Below are 16,011 nucleotides of genomic sequence, written 5' to 3' on the forward strand. Positions count from 1 at the left end.
ACGTAAAGCGGCAGCTTATAACTTTTTCCGCGTGCCGACCCGCTATACTTTGCCTGTCGCCCACAGTTTCAAGAAAATCCGCACATATGTCGCTCAATTACATCTGGTCTGGCTTCTTCCTCGTCGGGTTCGCCGCCGCGCTGGCGCAGTTCCTGTTCATGGGCGACACGGAAATTTTCAAGCGCATCATCGACGGCACGTTCGAGTCGGCCAAGAGCGGCGTGATGGACATCGCGCTGCCGCTGGCCGGCGTCATGACCCTGTGGCTGGGCATCATGAACATCGGCGAGAAGGCCGGCGCCGTCAACCTGCTCGCGCGCGTCATCGCGCCGTTCTTCTCGCGCATCTTTCCGGGCGTGCCGAAGGACCATCCGGCCACCGGCCACATGCTGATGAACTTCTCGGCCAATCTGCTGGGCCTGGACAACGCGGCCACGCCGTTCGGCCTGAAGGCGATGGAAAGCCTGCAAACGCTCAACCCCAGCAAGGACGAGCCGACCGACGCCCAGATCCTGTTCCTGGTGCTGCACACCTCCGGCCTGACCCTGATCCCGGTGGCGATCATGGCGCAGCGCTCGATCCTGGGCGCGGCCGACCCGTCCGACATTTTCATTCCGTGCATGATCGCCACCTATGTGGCCACCGTCACCGGCCTGATCGCCGTGGCGATCCGCCAGCGCATCAACCTGTTCGACCGCGTGGTCCTGAGCTGGCTCGGGTGCAGCACCGCCGCCATCGCCGCGCTGATCTGGTATTTCACCCAGGTGCTCACGCGCCCGGAGATCGAACTGTTCTCCAAGGTCTTCAGCAACCTGGTCCTCATCGGCGTCATCGGCGGCTTCATCATCGGGGCGCTGTGGAAGAAGGTCAACGTCTACGAAGCCTTCATCGAGGGCGCCAAGGGCGGCATCCAGACCTCGCTGACGGTCATCCCGTATCTGGTCGGCATGCTGGTGGCCATCAGCGTGATCCGCAACGCCGGCCTGTTCGGCTTTATCGTCGAGGGCTTCAGCTGGCTGTTCGGCGCGCTCGGCTTCAACACCGATTTCGTGCCGGCGCTGCCGACCGCGCTGATGAAGCCGCTCAGCGGCAGCGGCTCGAAGGCGATGATGATCGACGCCATGCAAACCTATGGCGTCGACTCCTTCGTCGGCCGCCTCGCCTGCGTGTTCCAGGGCTCGGCCGACACCACCTTCTACATCGTCGCGCTGTACTTCGGCTCGGTCGGCATCCGCAAGACGCGCTACGCGATCTCGTGCGGCCTCATCGCCGACTTCGCCGGCGTCGTCACCGCCATCGCCGTCGCCTACGTCTTCTTCCATTGAACGGATTAACCATGTTTCGTCGTCTTATCCTCGCCAGCGTGGGGGCGTTCATCGCAGCCGGCGCCGTCCACGCCGCCGACCTGCCGGAGCCGGTCGCGCGCCTGATGCAATCGGCGCAAATCCCGCCCGAGGCCGCCGGTATCCTGGTCATGCGCGGCGACACCACGCTGATCTCGCACAACGCCCAACAAAGCATGCAGCCGGCGTCGACGATGAAGCTGTTCACCACCTTGACCGCGCTCGAGCAACTGGGGCCCGTGTTCCGCGGCCGCACCGAGTTGCTCACCAGCGCAGCGGTCGTCAACGGCATGCTGCAGGGCGACCTGATCCTGCGCGGCGGCGCCGACGCCGACTTCAACGAGGACGTCCTCGGCCACATGCTGCGCGCGCTGCGCAACCAAGGCATCAAAAACATCAAGGGCGACATCGTGCTGGACCGGCAGCTGTTCCAGCCGTCGCGGCCCGACCTCGGCCAGCCGCAGTTCGACGAATATCCCTGGGCGTACTACAACGTCGTGCCGGACGCGCTGCTGGTCAACACCAACCTGCTGAAGGTGGAGATGCGCTCGGTCGGCGGCAAGCTGTCGCTGGCGATGATGCCGGACCTGGACCAGGTCAGCGTGCGCTCGGAAATGGCGGCCAGCGACGCGCCCTGTCCGGCGTGGGAAAACGGCTGGCGCAATCCCGACTTCAAGCGCAGCGGCGACAAGATCGAAGTGGTGTTGCACGGCAGCTTCCCCCGCGATTGCGTCAAATCGATCAGCATCAACGTGCTCGACCCGCACGATTATCTGGCGCGGCTGGTGCGCCTCACCTGGCAAAAACTGGGCGGCAGCCTGAAGGGCGAGGTGCGCGAGGGGAGCGCGCCGACGCCGTTGCCTTCGCCGGAACCGGCCGCCACCGCCTCCAATGCCGACACCGACGCCAGCGCCGCCACGAACGTGCCGACCACCCCGCCAGCGGCCGTGGCCGCGCCGGCCACCACGCCGGTGCTGCGCCTGCTGGCCGAACACGTCTCGCGGCCGTTGCCGGAAGTGCTGCGCGACACCAACAAAAACTCCGACAACACCTTGGCGCGCACCATCTTCCTGAGCCTGGGCAGCCTGGAGGCCGATCCGGTCCTCGGCAGCCGCCCGCTGCCGCCGGATGCCGCCCAGCCCACCACGGCCGCGCGCGCGGAGGCGGCGATCCGCACCTGGCTGCAACAACACGCCATCGACGGCAACGGCCTGGTGATCGACAATGGCTCGGGCCTGTCGCGCACCGCGCGCGCCACGCCGGCGCAGGTGGCCGGTGTGCTGCAGGCGGGCCTGAAAAGCCTGTGGATGCCCGAGTTCCTCTCCAGCCTGCCGATCGCGGCCACCGACGGCACCATGCGCCGACGCCTCAAGGACAGTCCGGCGGCGATGCGCGCGCGCATCAAGACCGGCAGCCTCAAGGGCGTGATCGCCATCGCCGGCTACGTGCAGGACGCCAACAACCAGCCCGTCATCGTGGTCGCCATGCTCAACGACGAGCACGTCGCCAACGGCGCCGGCCGCGCGGTGCTCGACGCGCTGATCGACTGGGTGGCGCGCTCCGGCGTGCCGGCCGCCGCGGTCCCCTATGCGCCGAGCGCGCCTTCGGCCACCAGGTAATCGATCATGGCCCGCACCTTCAGCGCCAGGTGCGGGCCGGGCATGTAGACCGCGTGCACGGTGCCCGCATACGGCTGGTCGAACGTCCAGTCCGCCAATATCCTTATCGCCCGCCCCTGCGCCAGCGCCGCCCGCGCGGTGAAGTCGGGCACCAGGCCGATACCCCCGCCGGCCTCCACCACGGCCATCAGCGCCGCGCTGTTATTGATCGTCAAGCGGGACGGCACGCGGATGCTGGCGATGTCCGGACCGCCCGTCCCCTCGCGACGCATGGTCCAGGCGGCGCCGAAACGCGCATAGCCCAGATAATTGCACCGATGACCGGGCAACTCCTGCGGCGTCGCCGGGGTCCCGTGCGCGGCCAGGTATTGCGGCGACGCCACCAGCAGATAGCGCATCGGCCCCAGCGGCCGCGCGGCCAGCCCCGGCGCCAGGTCGGCCGAGATGCGGATCGCCAGGTCGATGCCCTCCTCGATCAGATCGACATTGCGGTCCACCAGCGACAGGCGGACATCGACCTCCGGATAGCGGTCCAAAAACGCCGGCAGCAAGGGCGCCAGCCACAGCTGACCCAGCACCACCGGCGCGCTGATGCGCACCACGCCGTTCGGCCGGGCGCTGTAGCTGCCGGCCAGCGCGTGGATCTCGCGCGCCGTGTTGACCATGCGGACACAGGCTGCGTGCACCTGTTCGCCGAGTTCCGTCGGCGACACCGAACGCGTGGTCCGCTGCAACAGCCGCCCGCCAATATAAGTTTCCAGCCGCGACACGTGGCGGCTGACGGCCGACGTCGTCAGGCCCAGGTGGCGCGCGGCGGCCGAGAATCCTCCGCTGTCGACCACCTGCGCGAAGATCGCCATTTCCTTCAGCATTTCCATAATTGAGCCGCCTCACCGTTGCACCTGCATCAATAATGCTTTGCATTTTAATCGGATTGTGGATTTTTTAGATGGTGGCATACTGAATCCCATCCAACCGACAGGAGGTCAACATGAAACAACGCAATTTAGGTAGCCAAGGTTTGACGGTCTCGGCGCAGGGCCTCGGCTGCATGGGCATGAGCAACACCTACGGCCCTGCTGACCAGAATGAAGCGGTTGCCACCCTGCACCGCGCGATCGATCTCGGCGTCAATTTCTTCGACACGGCCGAGCAATACGGTCCCTACGACAACGAGGCGTTGCTGGGCCGTGCCTTCGCCGGGCGTCGCGACGAGGTCATCCTCGCCACCAAGTTCGGCTTCGACATCCGCGACGGCAAGACTGTCGGCGTCACCAGCGACCCGGCGGGCATCCGCGCCAAGGTCGAAGGCTCGCTGCGCCGGTTGAACACCGACTACATCGATTTGCTGTACCAGCACCGCATCGATCCGCTGGTGCCGATTGAGGATGTGGTGGGCGTGATGGCCGATCTGGTGAAGGAGGGCAAGGTGCGCTATCTGGGGCTGTCCGAGGCGGGGGTGGCCAACATCCGCCGCGCGCACGCGGTGCACCCGATCAGCGCGGTGCAAAGCGAGTATTCGCTGTGGGAGCGCAACCTGGAGGCGGACGTGATTCCGGCGCTGCGCGAGCTGGGCATCGGGCTGGTCGCGTTCAGTCCGCTGGGACGCGGCTTCCTGGCCGGCAGCGCCAAGCGCGCGGAGGAATATCCGCCGAGCGACTTCCGCCATCTGGACCCGCGTCTGCAAGGCGAGAATTTCGACCGCAACATGCAGGCGGCGGCCATCGTGCGCGAGCTGGCCGACGCGCGGCAGGTCACGCCGGGCCAGATCGCGCTGGCGTGGGCGATGCACAAGGGCGACGACATCGTGACGATTCCCGGCACACGCCGCCGCACCTACCTGGAACAGAACGTGGCCGCCGCCGGGATCACGCTCGATGCCCGCGAGATGGGCGTACTCGACAACGCGTTGAAGCAGGTCGCGGGGCCGCGCTACAGTCAGGAGCGCATGGCGATGGTGGACCGGTAACGGTGAGACTGATCCCGAACGACTCCGGGGGCAGTAGCCTGAAAAAGCCGGATTTACTAATCCCTGCTATTCGCAACTAACCTTTACTACTCCGCTCTGTCTCTTACTAAAATTCCTATGCAACACACTAAAACTTACTAAATTATCGCGACACCTGAGAAATAGTACGAATTAGCGCTTTTTAGTGTTCGGCGTAGCGGCAAATAGCACGAAATAGTGGGGAATAGCTCAGTGTAGTAAGAAATAGCAGGTTTTAGTAAAAGCTGAAAAAAGAGCTCCCCTCCCTCGCTGCCGGGCGGCGGGGCCTCAGGGGGGGTCTACAGTACGCGGGCGTAATCGCGCCGAACCAACAGCCGATCTCCACAGTCGAAATGCCACCATTCGCTGTTGATGCCGACAAAGCCGGCCTGGAACATCGCGCCCCGCAGCCAGCGGCGGTTTTCGATGTGGTGCACGCTCAGCTCGCCCCGCGCCAGCAACAGTGCCTCCTTGGCCGGATGCGAGCGCTCACTCAAGTCGTCGAAGCCGGTCCCCATGTCCAGCTCGCGGCCTTGCGCGTCCACCAAGGTGACATCGAGCGCCATGCCGAACGAGTGGATCGAGCCGCGCGCCGGGTCGGCGATGTAGCCAAGCAGATCGGTGCCCTGCAGTGCTTGCCAGAGTTGCTCCTGCACCCGTTGCGGGCGCAGGGCGTCCAACACTAAAAACTTGTAATCCGGACGGCGCGCCGCCAGCCATGCCACCGCCCGCTCGAGCGCGGCCGCCGCATCTTTATGCAGGAAGCTGCAATCCAACGGCGAATAGAGATCCCTGCCGACAAAGTTGTCCGGCGTGGCGTAGCGCAGATCGACGGCAATGCCCTGGATGGTGTCGAGACGACGGAAATCTGGGTGGCCGGCAATCGTTTCGCAGTGGATGGGAGACGTCATTGCAGGCACCCGGTGGCTTATTGCGACTCGACCGGCTCGGTGGGAGGCACCGGCTGCGGAGGCACGGCCGGAGTCACCGGCGTTGGCGCGGGCGCGACCGGCGCAGGCGTTGCGGGCAACGGCGTGATCGGTGCTGGCGTCACCGGTGCTGGCGTCACAACCGCCGGCGCGACGCCAGCACCCTGCGCCGGCACCGCGGGCAGCGGACTGGTCAACACATCCAGAATCGCCGCCGTCTCCGCATCCGGCACGCCGTCAAACAACGACTGCCGATACTTCGACTGGAACACCGTCAACACATTGCGCGTCGCCTGATCGAATTGCCCGGTTTGCGGCACCGCGTAGCCATGCTGCGCCAGCTTCAGCTGGAACCACAGCACATCCGGCAACTGCTGCTGATACCCCGGCAGGCGCGCGGCCACGCGGCTCGGCTCCGGCCACGTGATCAGTCCTGCGTCCGCAAGTTGCTTCCACGGGAACAACGGCCCCGGGTCCTGCTTGCGCTGCGGCGCGATATCGTTGTGGCCGAGAATATTCTCCGGCTTGATGCCATGGCGCTTGACGATATCCTTGAGCAGCAATATCAACTGGTCGATCTGCGCCTGCGGGAACGGATACCACACCCGTCCCTGCGGCGATTCGGTGAAGCCGCGATTGACGATCTCGATGCCGATCGACGCCGAATTGAGCTGGTTGTAGATCTTCCAGCTGCTGATGCCGGCGTGGTTCGATTGCCGCGACTCGTCGACCAGCGCGTAGAAGAACGGCTGCTCGGTGTCGGTCAGCAGATAATGCGCGCTGACATCCTGCTGCGTCAGTATCTTGATCGAGCGCGGCAGGTCCGACACCGTGTAGTGAATGATGATGTACTTGACCCTGTCGCTCTGCCCGCGCGAGCTCAGGCTGCGGTCGATGCGCGGCTCGGACGGCGGCACGGTGGCGCAACCGGCCAGCAGCGCCATCATGGTGGACAAAACGGTCAACGGAACAATCTTCATGGGCAATCTCGGCAGCGGTTCAATTCAGTGAGTTTAGAGCAATACGGGCCGCCGCGTGGTGCGCTTTTGTTGCGCGCTGCGTCAGCAACAACGCTTCGGGCAACGCCGCGCGCATCGTTTGCGCAATCAGCGGATGCAAGGTGGCGGCGCGTCCGGCCAATGCAATTGGACGCGGCCCGTAGCGGCGCACCAGCGCCAGCGCGATGCGCGCCAGTTCGCGGCCGGCCTGTTCGAGGATGCCGCGCGCGAACGGATCGGCGTCGGCACTGGCGGCGACGGCCAGCGCCAGCCGCCCGATCGCGCCCCGCTCCTGCCCGTAGATAAACTGACGAGACAAGGCCCAGTCGCTGCCGCCGACGTGGTCGAACACAGCGCGCGCCATGGCCGAACGTTGCCACGCGCCGGGCTCCTCGTCCTCCAGGCGCCAGATGTGGCGCATCGCCTCGCGCGCGATCCAGAAGCCGCCGCCGCCGTCGTCCAGGGTCACGCCGCGTCCGCCGGCGCGGTGGAACTGGCCGTCCGGCGCGATCCAGGCGGCGATCGAGCCGGTGCCGGCGTACACCAGATAGCCCTCGCCGGGCGCGAAGCCGTCCAAATAGGCGATTTCGATATCGCTGCGCACGGTCACGGCGGCCGGCGCGACGTTCAGCAATTCGGCCAGCCATTGCGCCGGCAAGCCGGCGGCGCCGTCGAAACCGGTCAGGCCTGCGCACACGGCCACAGGCCGGCCGGCGGCCAGCACCTGCGCCGCCAAGTTGGCGAAGACGGCGCGCACGGCGTCGCGGCCGCCGTCATTGCCCATCTGCGTGGCCGACATGCCGTCGACCGCACCCTCGGCGACGACGACGCCGGCCGCATCGGCCAGCGCCCAGCGGGTTTGCGTGCCGCCCGCGTCGATGCCAAGGCCCAGGCCGTTCACCGTCAGCTCCGTTTGTAGACGCTGATGCGCGGGCTTTCATTGCCCAGCCGGTCGACGGCGCTGACCACCACCGTCTCGGCCGCCTGCCCGGCCGCGTCGTCCGCCAACAGCAGCACCGCGCGCGACGCGGGCGCCACGGCGAAGCGCCACTCGGCGCCGTAGCGGCTCCAGATCGCGTAATGCGTCACCGGCTTGCCGCCGCCGGCCGCCAGCCGCAGGCCAACGCCCTGCGATTCGCGCTTGGCGGTCGCGCTCGGCGCGACCGGCGCTTCGGACCCCAGCCACGGCGTGGCCGGCGACAGCGCCGGCGCCTGGTAGGTGCGCGCCTTGAGCTGGTCGGTGATGCCCTTGCGGTTCTGCATCAGCGCGGCGACGGAGAAGTGCAGATGGCCACGGGCGCCGGCGCGGCTGCGCGTAACGCCGATCTGCTTGACGATCTCCTCCGGCGCGAACGTCTTGGCCGTGTTGTCGATGCGGCTGGTGTAGAGCCCGGGCCAGACGTGGCGCGCGCGCGTGTTCTGCGCCAGCCAGTAATCGAGCAGCACGTCGAACGCCTGCGGCGCCTGCGCCACCGGCCAGTACAGCTGCGGCGCCAGATAGTCGAGCCAGCCGTTGTTGAGCCATAGTTCGGCGTCCGCGTACAGCTTGTCGTACTGGCTCAGGCCGACGATGCCGGCCGGGCGCCGGTCCGGCCGGCCGATGCCGAAGGGGCTGATGCCGAAGCGCACCCAGCTTTTTTCCTTGTGGATGCCGATATACAGCGCCTGGATCAACGCATTGACGTTCTGGCGCCGCCAGTGCGGCCGGTCCAAGGTACCGCCGCCGAGCAGATAGCGCTGCCACGACGGCTGGTCCGGAAATTCCAGTTCCTGCCTGCCGCCGCCACCACCCGCGCCGCCGTCCAGCGCCACGCCCTCCGGGCCGGCGGCGTTGGGCGTGTCGATCGGATACGGATAGAAATAATCGTCGATGTGCACGCCGTCGATGTCGTAGCGCCGCACCACGTCGAGGATGACGTCGAGCGTGCGCTGCGAGGCGGCCGACTCGCCCGGGTCCATCCACAGGTAGCGGCCGTAGGTCTTGACCGCTTCCGGGTTGGTGTTGGCGATGTGGTTGCGCGCCAGCGCCGACTTGGCCGTCGCGTGGCGGGCACGGTAGGGGTTGAACCACGCATGCAGCTCGAGCCCGCGCACGTGCGCCTGCTCGATCCAGAATTGCAGCGGATCGTAGCCGCCCTTGGGCGCGCGGCCCTGCTGGCCGGTCAGGAACTCCGACCACGGCTCGAGCTCGGACGGATAGATGGCGTCGGCGCTTGGACGCACCTGCAGCACGATGGCGTTCAGGTTCAGCGCCTTGCAGCGCTCCAGGATGGCGACGGCTTCGGCCTGCTGCTTCTCGGAACTCAGGTTGCTGCGGCTGGGCCAGTCGATATTGGCAACCGTGGACACCCAGGCGGCGCGGAACTCGCGCGGCGCCGGCGGCGGCATGTTCGGATCGAACGGCAGCGGTGGCGGCGCGATGGCACCCGGCGGGCGCGGCGTGCCGGGCGGGGGCGAGGGCGGCGGCGGGGTGGCGCCATCGGCGGCGGGCGCCGACGGCGTACTTGAACAACCATCCAGCAGCGCCGCCATGACGCCGGCCACGCCGGCGGTCAAGGTCAGCCGTTTCTTTGCATTAAAAACCAAAACCATTCCCCGATACAGTTGAGCCTTCTATTGTAAAGCCGGGGACGTCTATTTCTTACCGAATTCAATCGGGATACGCACCCTGGCGGTCATGAAAAACGCCGGCAAGGTCGAAATACATGCCCAGATGAAAAACTTTTGATAGCCCAAATGGTCCTGGATCCAGCCGCTGACCATTCCCGGCAGCATCATGCCCAGTGCCATGAAGCCGGTGCAGATGGCGTAATGGGCGGTCTTGTGCGCGCCGTCGGCCACCAGGATCATGTACAGCATGAAGGCGGCGAAGCCGAAGCCGTAGCCAAACTGCTCGACGGCCAGGCAGGCAGAAATGAACACGGTATCGGTCGGCAAGGCGGTCGCCAGGTAGACGAACACCAGGTCCGGCACGTGCATGATGAACACCATCGGCCACAGCGCGCGCTTGAGGCCGAAGCGCGAAATGACCACGCCGCCGGCCAGGCCGCCCAGCACCAGCGCGCACACGCCGATGGTGCCGTAGACCAGGCCGAACTCCGACGTCGTCAAGCCCAGGCCGCCCTGGTCGCGCGGATCGAGCAGGAACGGCGCCGCCATTTTGAGCAGTTGCGCCTCACCCAGCCGGTACAGCAGCAGGAAACCGAGGATGGCGACTATGCCGGGCTTCTGGAAAAAGCTGCGGAAGGTATTGATGAAATCGGTCCACAGCGCGCCGCCGCCGGCGTGGCTGCGGTCCGAATCCGGGCGCGGCAGCACGAAATGGTGATAGGCGCACAGCAGCAGGAACAGCGCCGACATCACGCCGAACACCACCGACCAGGCCCAGGCCGGATCGCCGCTGGACTTGATCAACTCGCCGGCCATGTAGACGATGCCGCCCTGGCCGGCGATCATCGCCAGCTTGTAAAAGGCGCTGCGCACGCCGACGAAGGCCGCCTGCTGGCCCTGGGTCGGCAGGCCCAGCATGTAATAGCCGTCGGAGGCGATATCGTGGGTGGCCGAGCTGAACGCCATCAGCCACAGCACGGCCAGGCTCATGGCGAAGAATTGCGGCAGGTGCAGGGTCAGCGCCACGGATGCCAGACAGGCGCCCGTCAACAGTTGCAGCAGCACGATCCAGCGCCGCTTGGTGCCCACCAGCTCGACCAGCGGCGACCACAGCGGTTTGATGACCCACGGCAGGTACAGCCAGGCCGTATAAAACGCCAGATCGGTGTTGGAGATGCCCAGGTTTTTATACATCACCGTCGACAGCATCATCACCGCGACATAGGGCACGGCCTGGCTAAAGGAAATGCTGGGCACCCAGCTCCACGGGTTGCGTTGTTGCTTCATACTTCCTTTCGCGGCGGCCGCTGCTGTTATGCTCACGGCAGTTACCATACGCACACAACGAACAATACGCAACCGAGCGCCGCCAAATCATGTACCTGCTGACTTTTTTGCTGATCCTGCTGTCCTACCCGCTGATGTTTTTGATGATTACGGTCTACATCTTCGGGCCGCTGAACATGTACCTGGGCTACCGCGCCTACCGCGGCACACTGAACAAGCATCCAAGCCTGAGCGCCGGGCGCAAGCTGTGGGCCGCCCGGGCGCTGCTGGCGGCGGCGGCCTCGTTCGCCTTCCAGGTTTATTTGATCACTACCCAATACAAAGCCTGACCCGGCCGCGTTACAGTATTGCCGCCCGCCCCCGCAGGCGGCTGGCATCGGTGGCGGGCGCCTCGCCATACAGGCGCCCATACTCGCGGCTGAACTGGGAGGCGCTGTCGTAGCCGACCTTGAAGGCCGCCTGCGCCGCGTCCATGCCCTCGGCCACCATCAGCCGCCGCGCCTCCTGCAGCCGCAAGCGGGCCCGATACTGGATCGGACTCAAGTGGGTAATCGACTTGAAATGCGCATGCAGCGACGACGGACTCATGCCGGCCTGCTCGGCCAGCACATCGATGGTGATCGGCTCGCGATAATGGTCCCTGATCCAGCCGATCGCCCGCGACACCTGGTTCAGGCTGCGGTCGCCGCTGGCGATATGATGCATGACAGCCCGCGCCGGCCCGGTGGCCAGCCGATAGATGATTTCCTGCTCGATCAACGGCGCCAGGGTCGCAATGTCGGCCGGCGTGTCGAGCAACTCCACCAGCCTGGTGAACGCGTCCACCAGTTGCGGCGTCGTGTCGTGAACCGCCAGCCCGCGCACGGGACCGGATGTCCCATCCTGCCGCACGGCGGCGTCGACTTTCAACGCCAGCCTGGTCAACTCCGGCCGGTTGAAGCGGTAATACACGCACAAATAGGGCCGCGCCACCGTGGCCTCGGTCACCGCGCCGACGGCCGGCACGTCCACCGCCGCGATCAGATAACGGGTACTGTCGTAGTTCAATATCTGCTCGCCGGCCAGCACCTGCTTGCTGCCCTGCGCCATCACGCAAATGGACGGTTCGTAGACCGCCGGCATCGGCGTGGTCGGCGTGGACGAGCGGATCAAGGTCACGCCGGGCAGGGCGCAATCGTGCATGCCGTCCGCTGGCGCGTGGCGCAGCATCAATGAGGTCAGTTTGTCGGGCATGATCGTGACGACAGTGCCGGCGTCGGGGTCAGGTCGCGCGCCGCATCTCGGCGACGAAGTCGTAATGGTCACTATGACAATATGAATGCGTCAACTCCATCGCCTCGCCGGATTCCAAATAGGCAATACGCGTAATGTACAGCACCGCCTGCCCCTCCGGCACGCCCAGCTGGCGCGCCAGGTCGGCCGACGCGTTCATCGCGCGGATGTGCTGCAGCGCCCGCACCGGCGACTGGCCGATGCTGTCGAGATACTGGTACAGGGAGGCGCCGACCGCGTCCGGGTCGTTGAGCACCGTCTGCGGCAACACGCTGACCTCGTAGGCCATGACCACGTCGTCGGCCAGCCGCAGGCGCTCGAGCCGCGCCACCTTCGAATACGGCGACAGGCCCAGGCTCAGCTGCTCCTCGGGCGTGGGCGTGACGATCGCCCGCTTGAGCCAGCGCGAGCCCGGCACGTGGCCGCGCTGCTGCAACTGCTCCGAAAAACTGGTCAGGTTCGACAACGGCTGCTCGATGCGCGGCGCGATATAGTTGCCCGAACCGCGCCGGCGCACCACCAGGCCCTGGTCGACCAGCTGGTCGATGGCCTTGCGCGCGGTCACCCGCGAAACGTTGAGCAACTCAGACAGCGCCCGCTCGGACGGCAGCGCCTGATCGACCTGATAGCGGCCGTTATGCACATCGTCGCTCAATTTCCGGGCAATCTGCATGTACAGGGGCGAACTGTCGTTGGCGTCCGCCTTGAATTCAAAACCACTCTGGCTCATTTGTTTCTCCTAACCCCCCTAGTGTAATAGCGATACGCAAGCCCGTGCGCCCGCAAGGCCGTAAAACACATTATTTAGTGCGCCCGGCGAAACGCGGGGCGGTGCGCAAGCGGCCCATTTGGCGGATAATGCTGGCTTGTCACACCAGCCCGTCCTGCCACCCATGTCCAAGAAGTCCGCCGCGCCCGCCGGCTGCCCATGCGGCGGCCCGTCCCTCGCGGCCTGCTGCGGCCCCTATATCGCGGGCGCCGCCATCCCGCCCACCGCCGAAACGCTGATGCGCTCGCGTTACACCGCCTATGGCCTGCGCGACGAGCCCTATTTGCTGGCCACCTGGCACGCCAGCACCCGCCCGAGCGAGCCGATCCTGAGCGACGAAGAAAAATTGCAATGGTTGGGACTTGAGGTAAAATCTGCTTTACGTTTACGTCAACGTAAAGCAGTAGTTGCATTGGTGGCAACTGCGAAGACAACTGATCCGGAGCGCGACACGGTCGAATTCGTCGCCCGTTTCAAGGTCAACGGCAAGGCGCAGCGCCTCCACGAGATCAGCAACTTCGTGCGCGAGCCGACCGAGGGCGGCCCGCGCTGGTATTACGTTGACGGTAGTTTTCCCGAATAATCATCACGACGCGTGCGAGACCACGCGCACAAAGGAAAAACAATGCCGCAGATCGAAAGCAAGCTCAATCCCCGCAGCGAGGACTTCAAGGCCAACGCCGCCGCCATGCGGGCCGTCGTCGACGACCTGCGCGCCAAGGTCGCGAAAATCGCGGCCGGCGGCGGCGAGGCGGCGTCGGCCAAGCACGTCGCGCGCGGCAAACTGCTGCCGCGCGACCGCGTGCAAATGCTGCTCGATCCCGGCACGCCGTTCCTCGAACTGTCGCAGATGGCCGCCTACGGCATGTACCAGGACGCCAACGGCGCCGACGCCGCGCCGGCGGCCGGCATCATCACCGGCATCGGCCGCGTCGCGGGCCAGGAGTGCGTCATTGTCTGCAACGACGCCACCGTCAAGGGCGGCACCTACTACCCGATGACGGTCAAGAAGCACCTGCGCGCGCAAGAAATCGCCGACCAGAACAACCTGCCTTGCATCTACCTGGTCGACTCGGGCGGCGCCAACCTGCCCAACCAGGACGACGTCTTCCCCGACCGCGACCACTTCGGCCGCATCTTCTACAACCAGGCCAACCTGTCGGCCAAGGGCATTCCGCAGATCGCCGTCGTCATGGGGTCTTGCACGGCCGGCGGCGCCTACGTGCCGGCCATGAGCGACGAATCGATCATCGTCAAGGACCAGGGCACGATTTTCCTCGGCGGTCCGCCGCTGGTGAAGGCGGCCACCGGCGAGGTGGTGACGGCCGAGGACCTGGGCGGCGGCGACGTCCACACCCGCCTGTCCGGCGTGGCCGACCACCTGGCGCAGAACGACCTGCACGCGCTGTCGCTGGCGCGCACCATCGTCTCGAACCTGAACCGCAGCAAGCCGCAACAGGGCGCGCTGCGCGAAGCGGAAGAACCGAAATACGCCACCGAAGAATTGTACGGCGTGATCCCGGTCGACACCCGCAAGCCGTTCGACGTGCGCGAGGTCATCGCCCGCATCGTCGACGGCAGCGAGTTCGATGAATTCAAGGCGCGCTACGGCACCACGCTGATCTGCGGCTTCGCCCACATCTTCGGCATGAAGGTGGGCATCATCGCCAACAACGGCATCCTGTTCTCGGAATCGGCATTGAAGGGCGCACACTTCATCGAGCTGTGCGCGCAGCGCAAGATCCCGCTGGTGTTCCTGCAAAATATCACCGGCTTCATGGTCGGCCGCAAATACGAAAACGAAGGCATCGCCCGCAACGGCGCCAAGATGGTCACCGCCGTCGCCACCGCCGCCGTGCCGAAGTTCACCGTCATCATCGGCGGCAGCTTCGGCGCAGGCAACTACGGCATGTGCGGCCGCGCTTTTTCGCCGCGTTTCATGTGGATGTGGCCCAACGCCCGCATCTCCGTCATGGGCGGCGACCAGGCCGCGTCGGTGCTGGCCACCGTCAAGCGCGACGGCATCGAGGGCAAGGGCGGTTCGTGGACGGCGGAGGAGGAAGCGGCCTTCAAGCAGCCGATCAAGGACCAGTACGAGCACCAGGGCCACCCGTATTACGCCACCGCGCGCCTGTGGGACGACGGCGTCATCGACCCGGCCGACACCCGCATGGTGCTGGGCCTGGGCCTGTCGGCCGCGCTCAATGCCGAAATCCCCGACACCAAATTCGGTGTCTTCAGGATGTAAAAGACGACCATGCGCCATCGCCTTCACCCCCGTCACCGTTTGGCCGCGCCTTTGTGCGCGCTTCTTTGCGTGCTGGCGTGCGCCTGCGCCGGCGCGCAGGAGGGGACGCAGGTGAAGATGCTGCAGCCGCTGACGGCGCCCGGGCAGTCGCTGCCGCTGGTCGAGAAACGCATGGGCGAACAAGTGGTCGACGTCCCCGCCACCATCGGCGGCGATCCGATCACCTTGCAAACGACGATCTTCAAACCACCGGGCAACGGCCCGTTCCCGGTGCTGTTCATGAACCACGGTAAATCGGGCGGCGCAGACGCCCACCAGCAGGAGCGTGCCCGCTACGTCGTGCTGTCGAAGCAGTTCGTACGGCGCGGCTACGCGGTCGTCATCCCGATGCGGCTCGGTTTCGCCGGCTCGGGCGGCATCTACGTCAACTCCCACTGCCGCGCCGAGAAAAACGGCGACGACCAGGCCAATTCGCTGTTCTTCGCGATGCAATACGCGATGAAGCAGCCGTGGGCCGATCAAACCCACGTGCTGCTGGCCGGCCAGTCGCACGGCGGCCTGACGGCCATCGCCGCCGGCAGCCACAATATCAGCGGTGTGCGCGGCGTGATCAACTTCGCCGGTGGCGTCAACAGCCGCTCCAAGTGCGACTGGCAGGGCGCGCTGGTCGACGCCTTCAAGGCCTACGGCGCGCGCAGCAAGGTGCCGACCCTGTGGTTCTACGGCGCCAACGACGCCCACTTCGGACCGAAGCTGGCCGAGGACCTGTACGCGGCCTACACAGGCGCCGGCGGCAAGGCGCAACTGGTCGCCTTCGGCCCTTTCAAGAAGGACGCGCACACGATGGTGTTGAGCGCGGACGGCGTGCCAATCTGGCTGCCGGAGACCGAACGCTTTCTCAAATCGGTCGGCATGCCGACCGAAATCAAGTACGCAATCAAGGAGTAGG

General features: G+C 65.9%; 14 protein-coding genes and 1 pseudogene. 7 read left to right on the forward strand and 8 right to left on the reverse strand.

Annotated elements, in window-relative coordinates; all coding sequences use genetic code 11:
• The first annotated feature begins 86 nt into the window (after nucleotides 1–86).
• Entirely contained in the window at nucleotides 87–1,325 is a 1,239-nt protein-coding gene (locus NHH73_01050; protein ID USX26918.1) for a hypothetical protein, read from the forward strand.
• Between the two features lie 11 nt (nucleotides 1,326–1,336).
• Nucleotides 1,337–2,962, forward strand: coding sequence for a D-alanyl-D-alanine carboxypeptidase/D-alanyl-D-alanine-endopeptidase (locus tag NHH73_01055; GenBank protein USX26919.1), 1,626 nt, complete (start codon nucleotides 1,337–1,339; stop codon nucleotides 2,960–2,962).
• Here NHH73_01055 and NHH73_01060 read toward each other — a convergent pair.
• Entirely contained in the window at nucleotides 2,929–3,840 is a 912-nt protein-coding gene (locus NHH73_01060; GenBank protein USX26920.1) for a LysR family transcriptional regulator, read from the reverse strand. The genes NHH73_01055 and NHH73_01060 overlap by 34 nt on opposite strands.
• A gap of 113 nt (nucleotides 3,841–3,953) precedes the next feature.
• Here NHH73_01060 and NHH73_01065 point away from each other — a divergent pair, with 113 nt between their 5' ends.
• The gene (locus NHH73_01065; protein ID USX26921.1) at nucleotides 3,954–4,931 is read left to right on the forward strand and encodes an aldo/keto reductase; all 978 of its coding nucleotides are present in this window, start codon (nucleotides 3,954–3,956) and stop codon (nucleotides 4,929–4,931) included.
• Between the two features lie 317 nt (nucleotides 4,932–5,248).
• On the opposite strand, the gene NHH73_01070 is transcribed toward NHH73_01065, so the two are convergent.
• The 5 genes and pseudogenes from NHH73_01070 to NHH73_01090 form a co-directional block, all read right to left on the reverse strand.
• On the reverse strand, nucleotides 5,249–5,860 hold the full coding sequence (locus NHH73_01070; protein USX26922.1) for a M15 family metallopeptidase: 612 nt from the start codon (nucleotides 5,858–5,860) through the stop codon (nucleotides 5,249–5,251).
• Nucleotides 5,861–6,066: 206 nt separating this feature from the next.
• A pseudogene (locus NHH73_01075) lies at nucleotides 6,067–6,858 on the reverse strand (N-acetylmuramoyl-L-alanine amidase).
• Nucleotides 6,859–6,877: 19 nt separating this feature from the next.
• Nucleotides 6,878–7,777 (reverse strand): ATPase, encoded by a 900-nt coding sequence (locus NHH73_01080; GenBank protein USX26923.1) that lies wholly within the window; start codon nucleotides 7,775–7,777, stop codon nucleotides 6,878–6,880.
• A 2-nt stretch (nucleotides 7,778–7,779) separates the two neighbouring features.
• A complete protein-coding gene (locus NHH73_01085) occupies nucleotides 7,780–9,468 on the reverse strand; it encodes a family 10 glycosylhydrolase (protein USX26924.1) in 1,689 nt (562 codons plus the stop codon).
• A gap of 42 nt (nucleotides 9,469–9,510) precedes the next feature.
• Entirely contained in the window at nucleotides 9,511–10,773 is a 1,263-nt protein-coding gene (locus NHH73_01090; GenBank protein USX26925.1) for an MFS transporter, read from the reverse strand.
• Between the two features lie 89 nt (nucleotides 10,774–10,862).
• Between NHH73_01090 and NHH73_01095 the strand changes: the two genes are divergently transcribed.
• Complete coding sequence (locus NHH73_01095) at nucleotides 10,863–11,102, forward strand: hypothetical protein (GenBank protein USX26926.1); 240 nt, start codon at nucleotides 10,863–10,865, stop codon at nucleotides 11,100–11,102.
• A gap of 10 nt (nucleotides 11,103–11,112) precedes the next feature.
• On the opposite strand, the gene NHH73_01100 is transcribed toward NHH73_01095, so the two are convergent.
• Nucleotides 11,113–12,006, reverse strand: coding sequence for an AraC family transcriptional regulator (locus NHH73_01100; protein ID USX26927.1), 894 nt, complete (start codon nucleotides 12,004–12,006; stop codon nucleotides 11,113–11,115).
• A gap of 28 nt (nucleotides 12,007–12,034) precedes the next feature.
• On the reverse strand, nucleotides 12,035–12,775 hold the full coding sequence (locus NHH73_01105; protein ID USX26928.1) for a GntR family transcriptional regulator: 741 nt from the start codon (nucleotides 12,773–12,775) through the stop codon (nucleotides 12,035–12,037).
• A 163-nt stretch (nucleotides 12,776–12,938) separates the two neighbouring features.
• Between NHH73_01105 and NHH73_01110 the strand changes: the two genes are divergently transcribed.
• Genes NHH73_01110 through NHH73_01120 form a run of 3 tightly spaced genes read left to right on the forward strand, consistent with a single transcriptional unit; the run spans nucleotide 12,939 to nucleotide 16,010 of the window.
• On the forward strand, nucleotides 12,939–13,397 hold the full coding sequence (locus NHH73_01110) for a YchJ family metal-binding protein (protein USX26929.1): 459 nt from the start codon (nucleotides 12,939–12,941) through the stop codon (nucleotides 13,395–13,397).
• Nucleotides 13,398–13,439: 42 nt separating this feature from the next.
• A complete protein-coding gene (locus NHH73_01115; protein ID USX26930.1) occupies nucleotides 13,440–15,062 on the forward strand; it encodes a methylcrotonoyl-CoA carboxylase in 1,623 nt (540 codons plus the stop codon).
• Nucleotides 15,063–15,113: 51 nt separating this feature from the next.
• Entirely contained in the window at nucleotides 15,114–16,010 is an 897-nt protein-coding gene (locus NHH73_01120; protein ID USX26931.1) for a prolyl oligopeptidase family serine peptidase, read from the forward strand.
• Nucleotide 16,011 lies beyond the last annotated feature (1 nt).

This window comes from Oxalobacteraceae bacterium OTU3CINTB1 (assembly GCA_024123955.1).
GTDB lineage: Bacteria > Pseudomonadota > Gammaproteobacteria > Burkholderiales > Burkholderiaceae_D > Rugamonas.

Excerpts from the sequence above, each read along its gene's own strand:
- NHH73_01050 (USX26918.1), top strand. The coding sequence starts at position 87 with ATGTCGCTCAATTACATCTGGTCTGGCTTCTTCCTCGTCGGGTTCGCC.
- NHH73_01055 (USX26919.1), top strand. The coding sequence starts at position 1,337 with ATGTTTCGTCGTCTTATCCTCGCCAGCGTGGGGGCGTTCATCGCAGCC.
- NHH73_01060 (USX26920.1), bottom strand. The coding sequence starts at position 3,840 with ATGGAAATGCTGAAGGAAATGGCGATCTTCGCGCAGGTGGTCGACAGC.
- NHH73_01065 (USX26921.1), top strand. The coding sequence starts at position 3,954 with ATGAAACAACGCAATTTAGGTAGCCAAGGTTTGACGGTCTCGGCGCAG.
- NHH73_01070 (USX26922.1), bottom strand. The coding sequence starts at position 5,860 with ATGACGTCTCCCATCCACTGCGAAACGATTGCCGGCCACCCAGATTTC.
- NHH73_01085 (USX26924.1), bottom strand. The coding sequence starts at position 9,468 with ATGGTTTTGGTTTTTAATGCAAAGAAACGGCTGACCTTGACCGCCGGC.
- NHH73_01090 (USX26925.1), bottom strand. The coding sequence starts at position 10,773 with ATGAAGCAACAACGCAACCCGTGGAGCTGGGTGCCCAGCATTTCCTTT.
- NHH73_01095 (USX26926.1), top strand. The coding sequence starts at position 10,863 with ATGTACCTGCTGACTTTTTTGCTGATCCTGCTGTCCTACCCGCTGATG.
- NHH73_01100 (USX26927.1), bottom strand. The coding sequence starts at position 12,006 with ATGCCCGACAAACTGACCTCATTGATGCTGCGCCACGCGCCAGCGGAC.
- NHH73_01105 (USX26928.1), bottom strand. The coding sequence starts at position 12,775 with ATGAGCCAGAGTGGTTTTGAATTCAAGGCGGACGCCAACGACAGTTCG.
- NHH73_01110 (USX26929.1), top strand. The coding sequence starts at position 12,939 with ATGTCCAAGAAGTCCGCCGCGCCCGCCGGCTGCCCATGCGGCGGCCCG.
- NHH73_01115 (USX26930.1), top strand. The coding sequence starts at position 13,440 with ATGCCGCAGATCGAAAGCAAGCTCAATCCCCGCAGCGAGGACTTCAAG.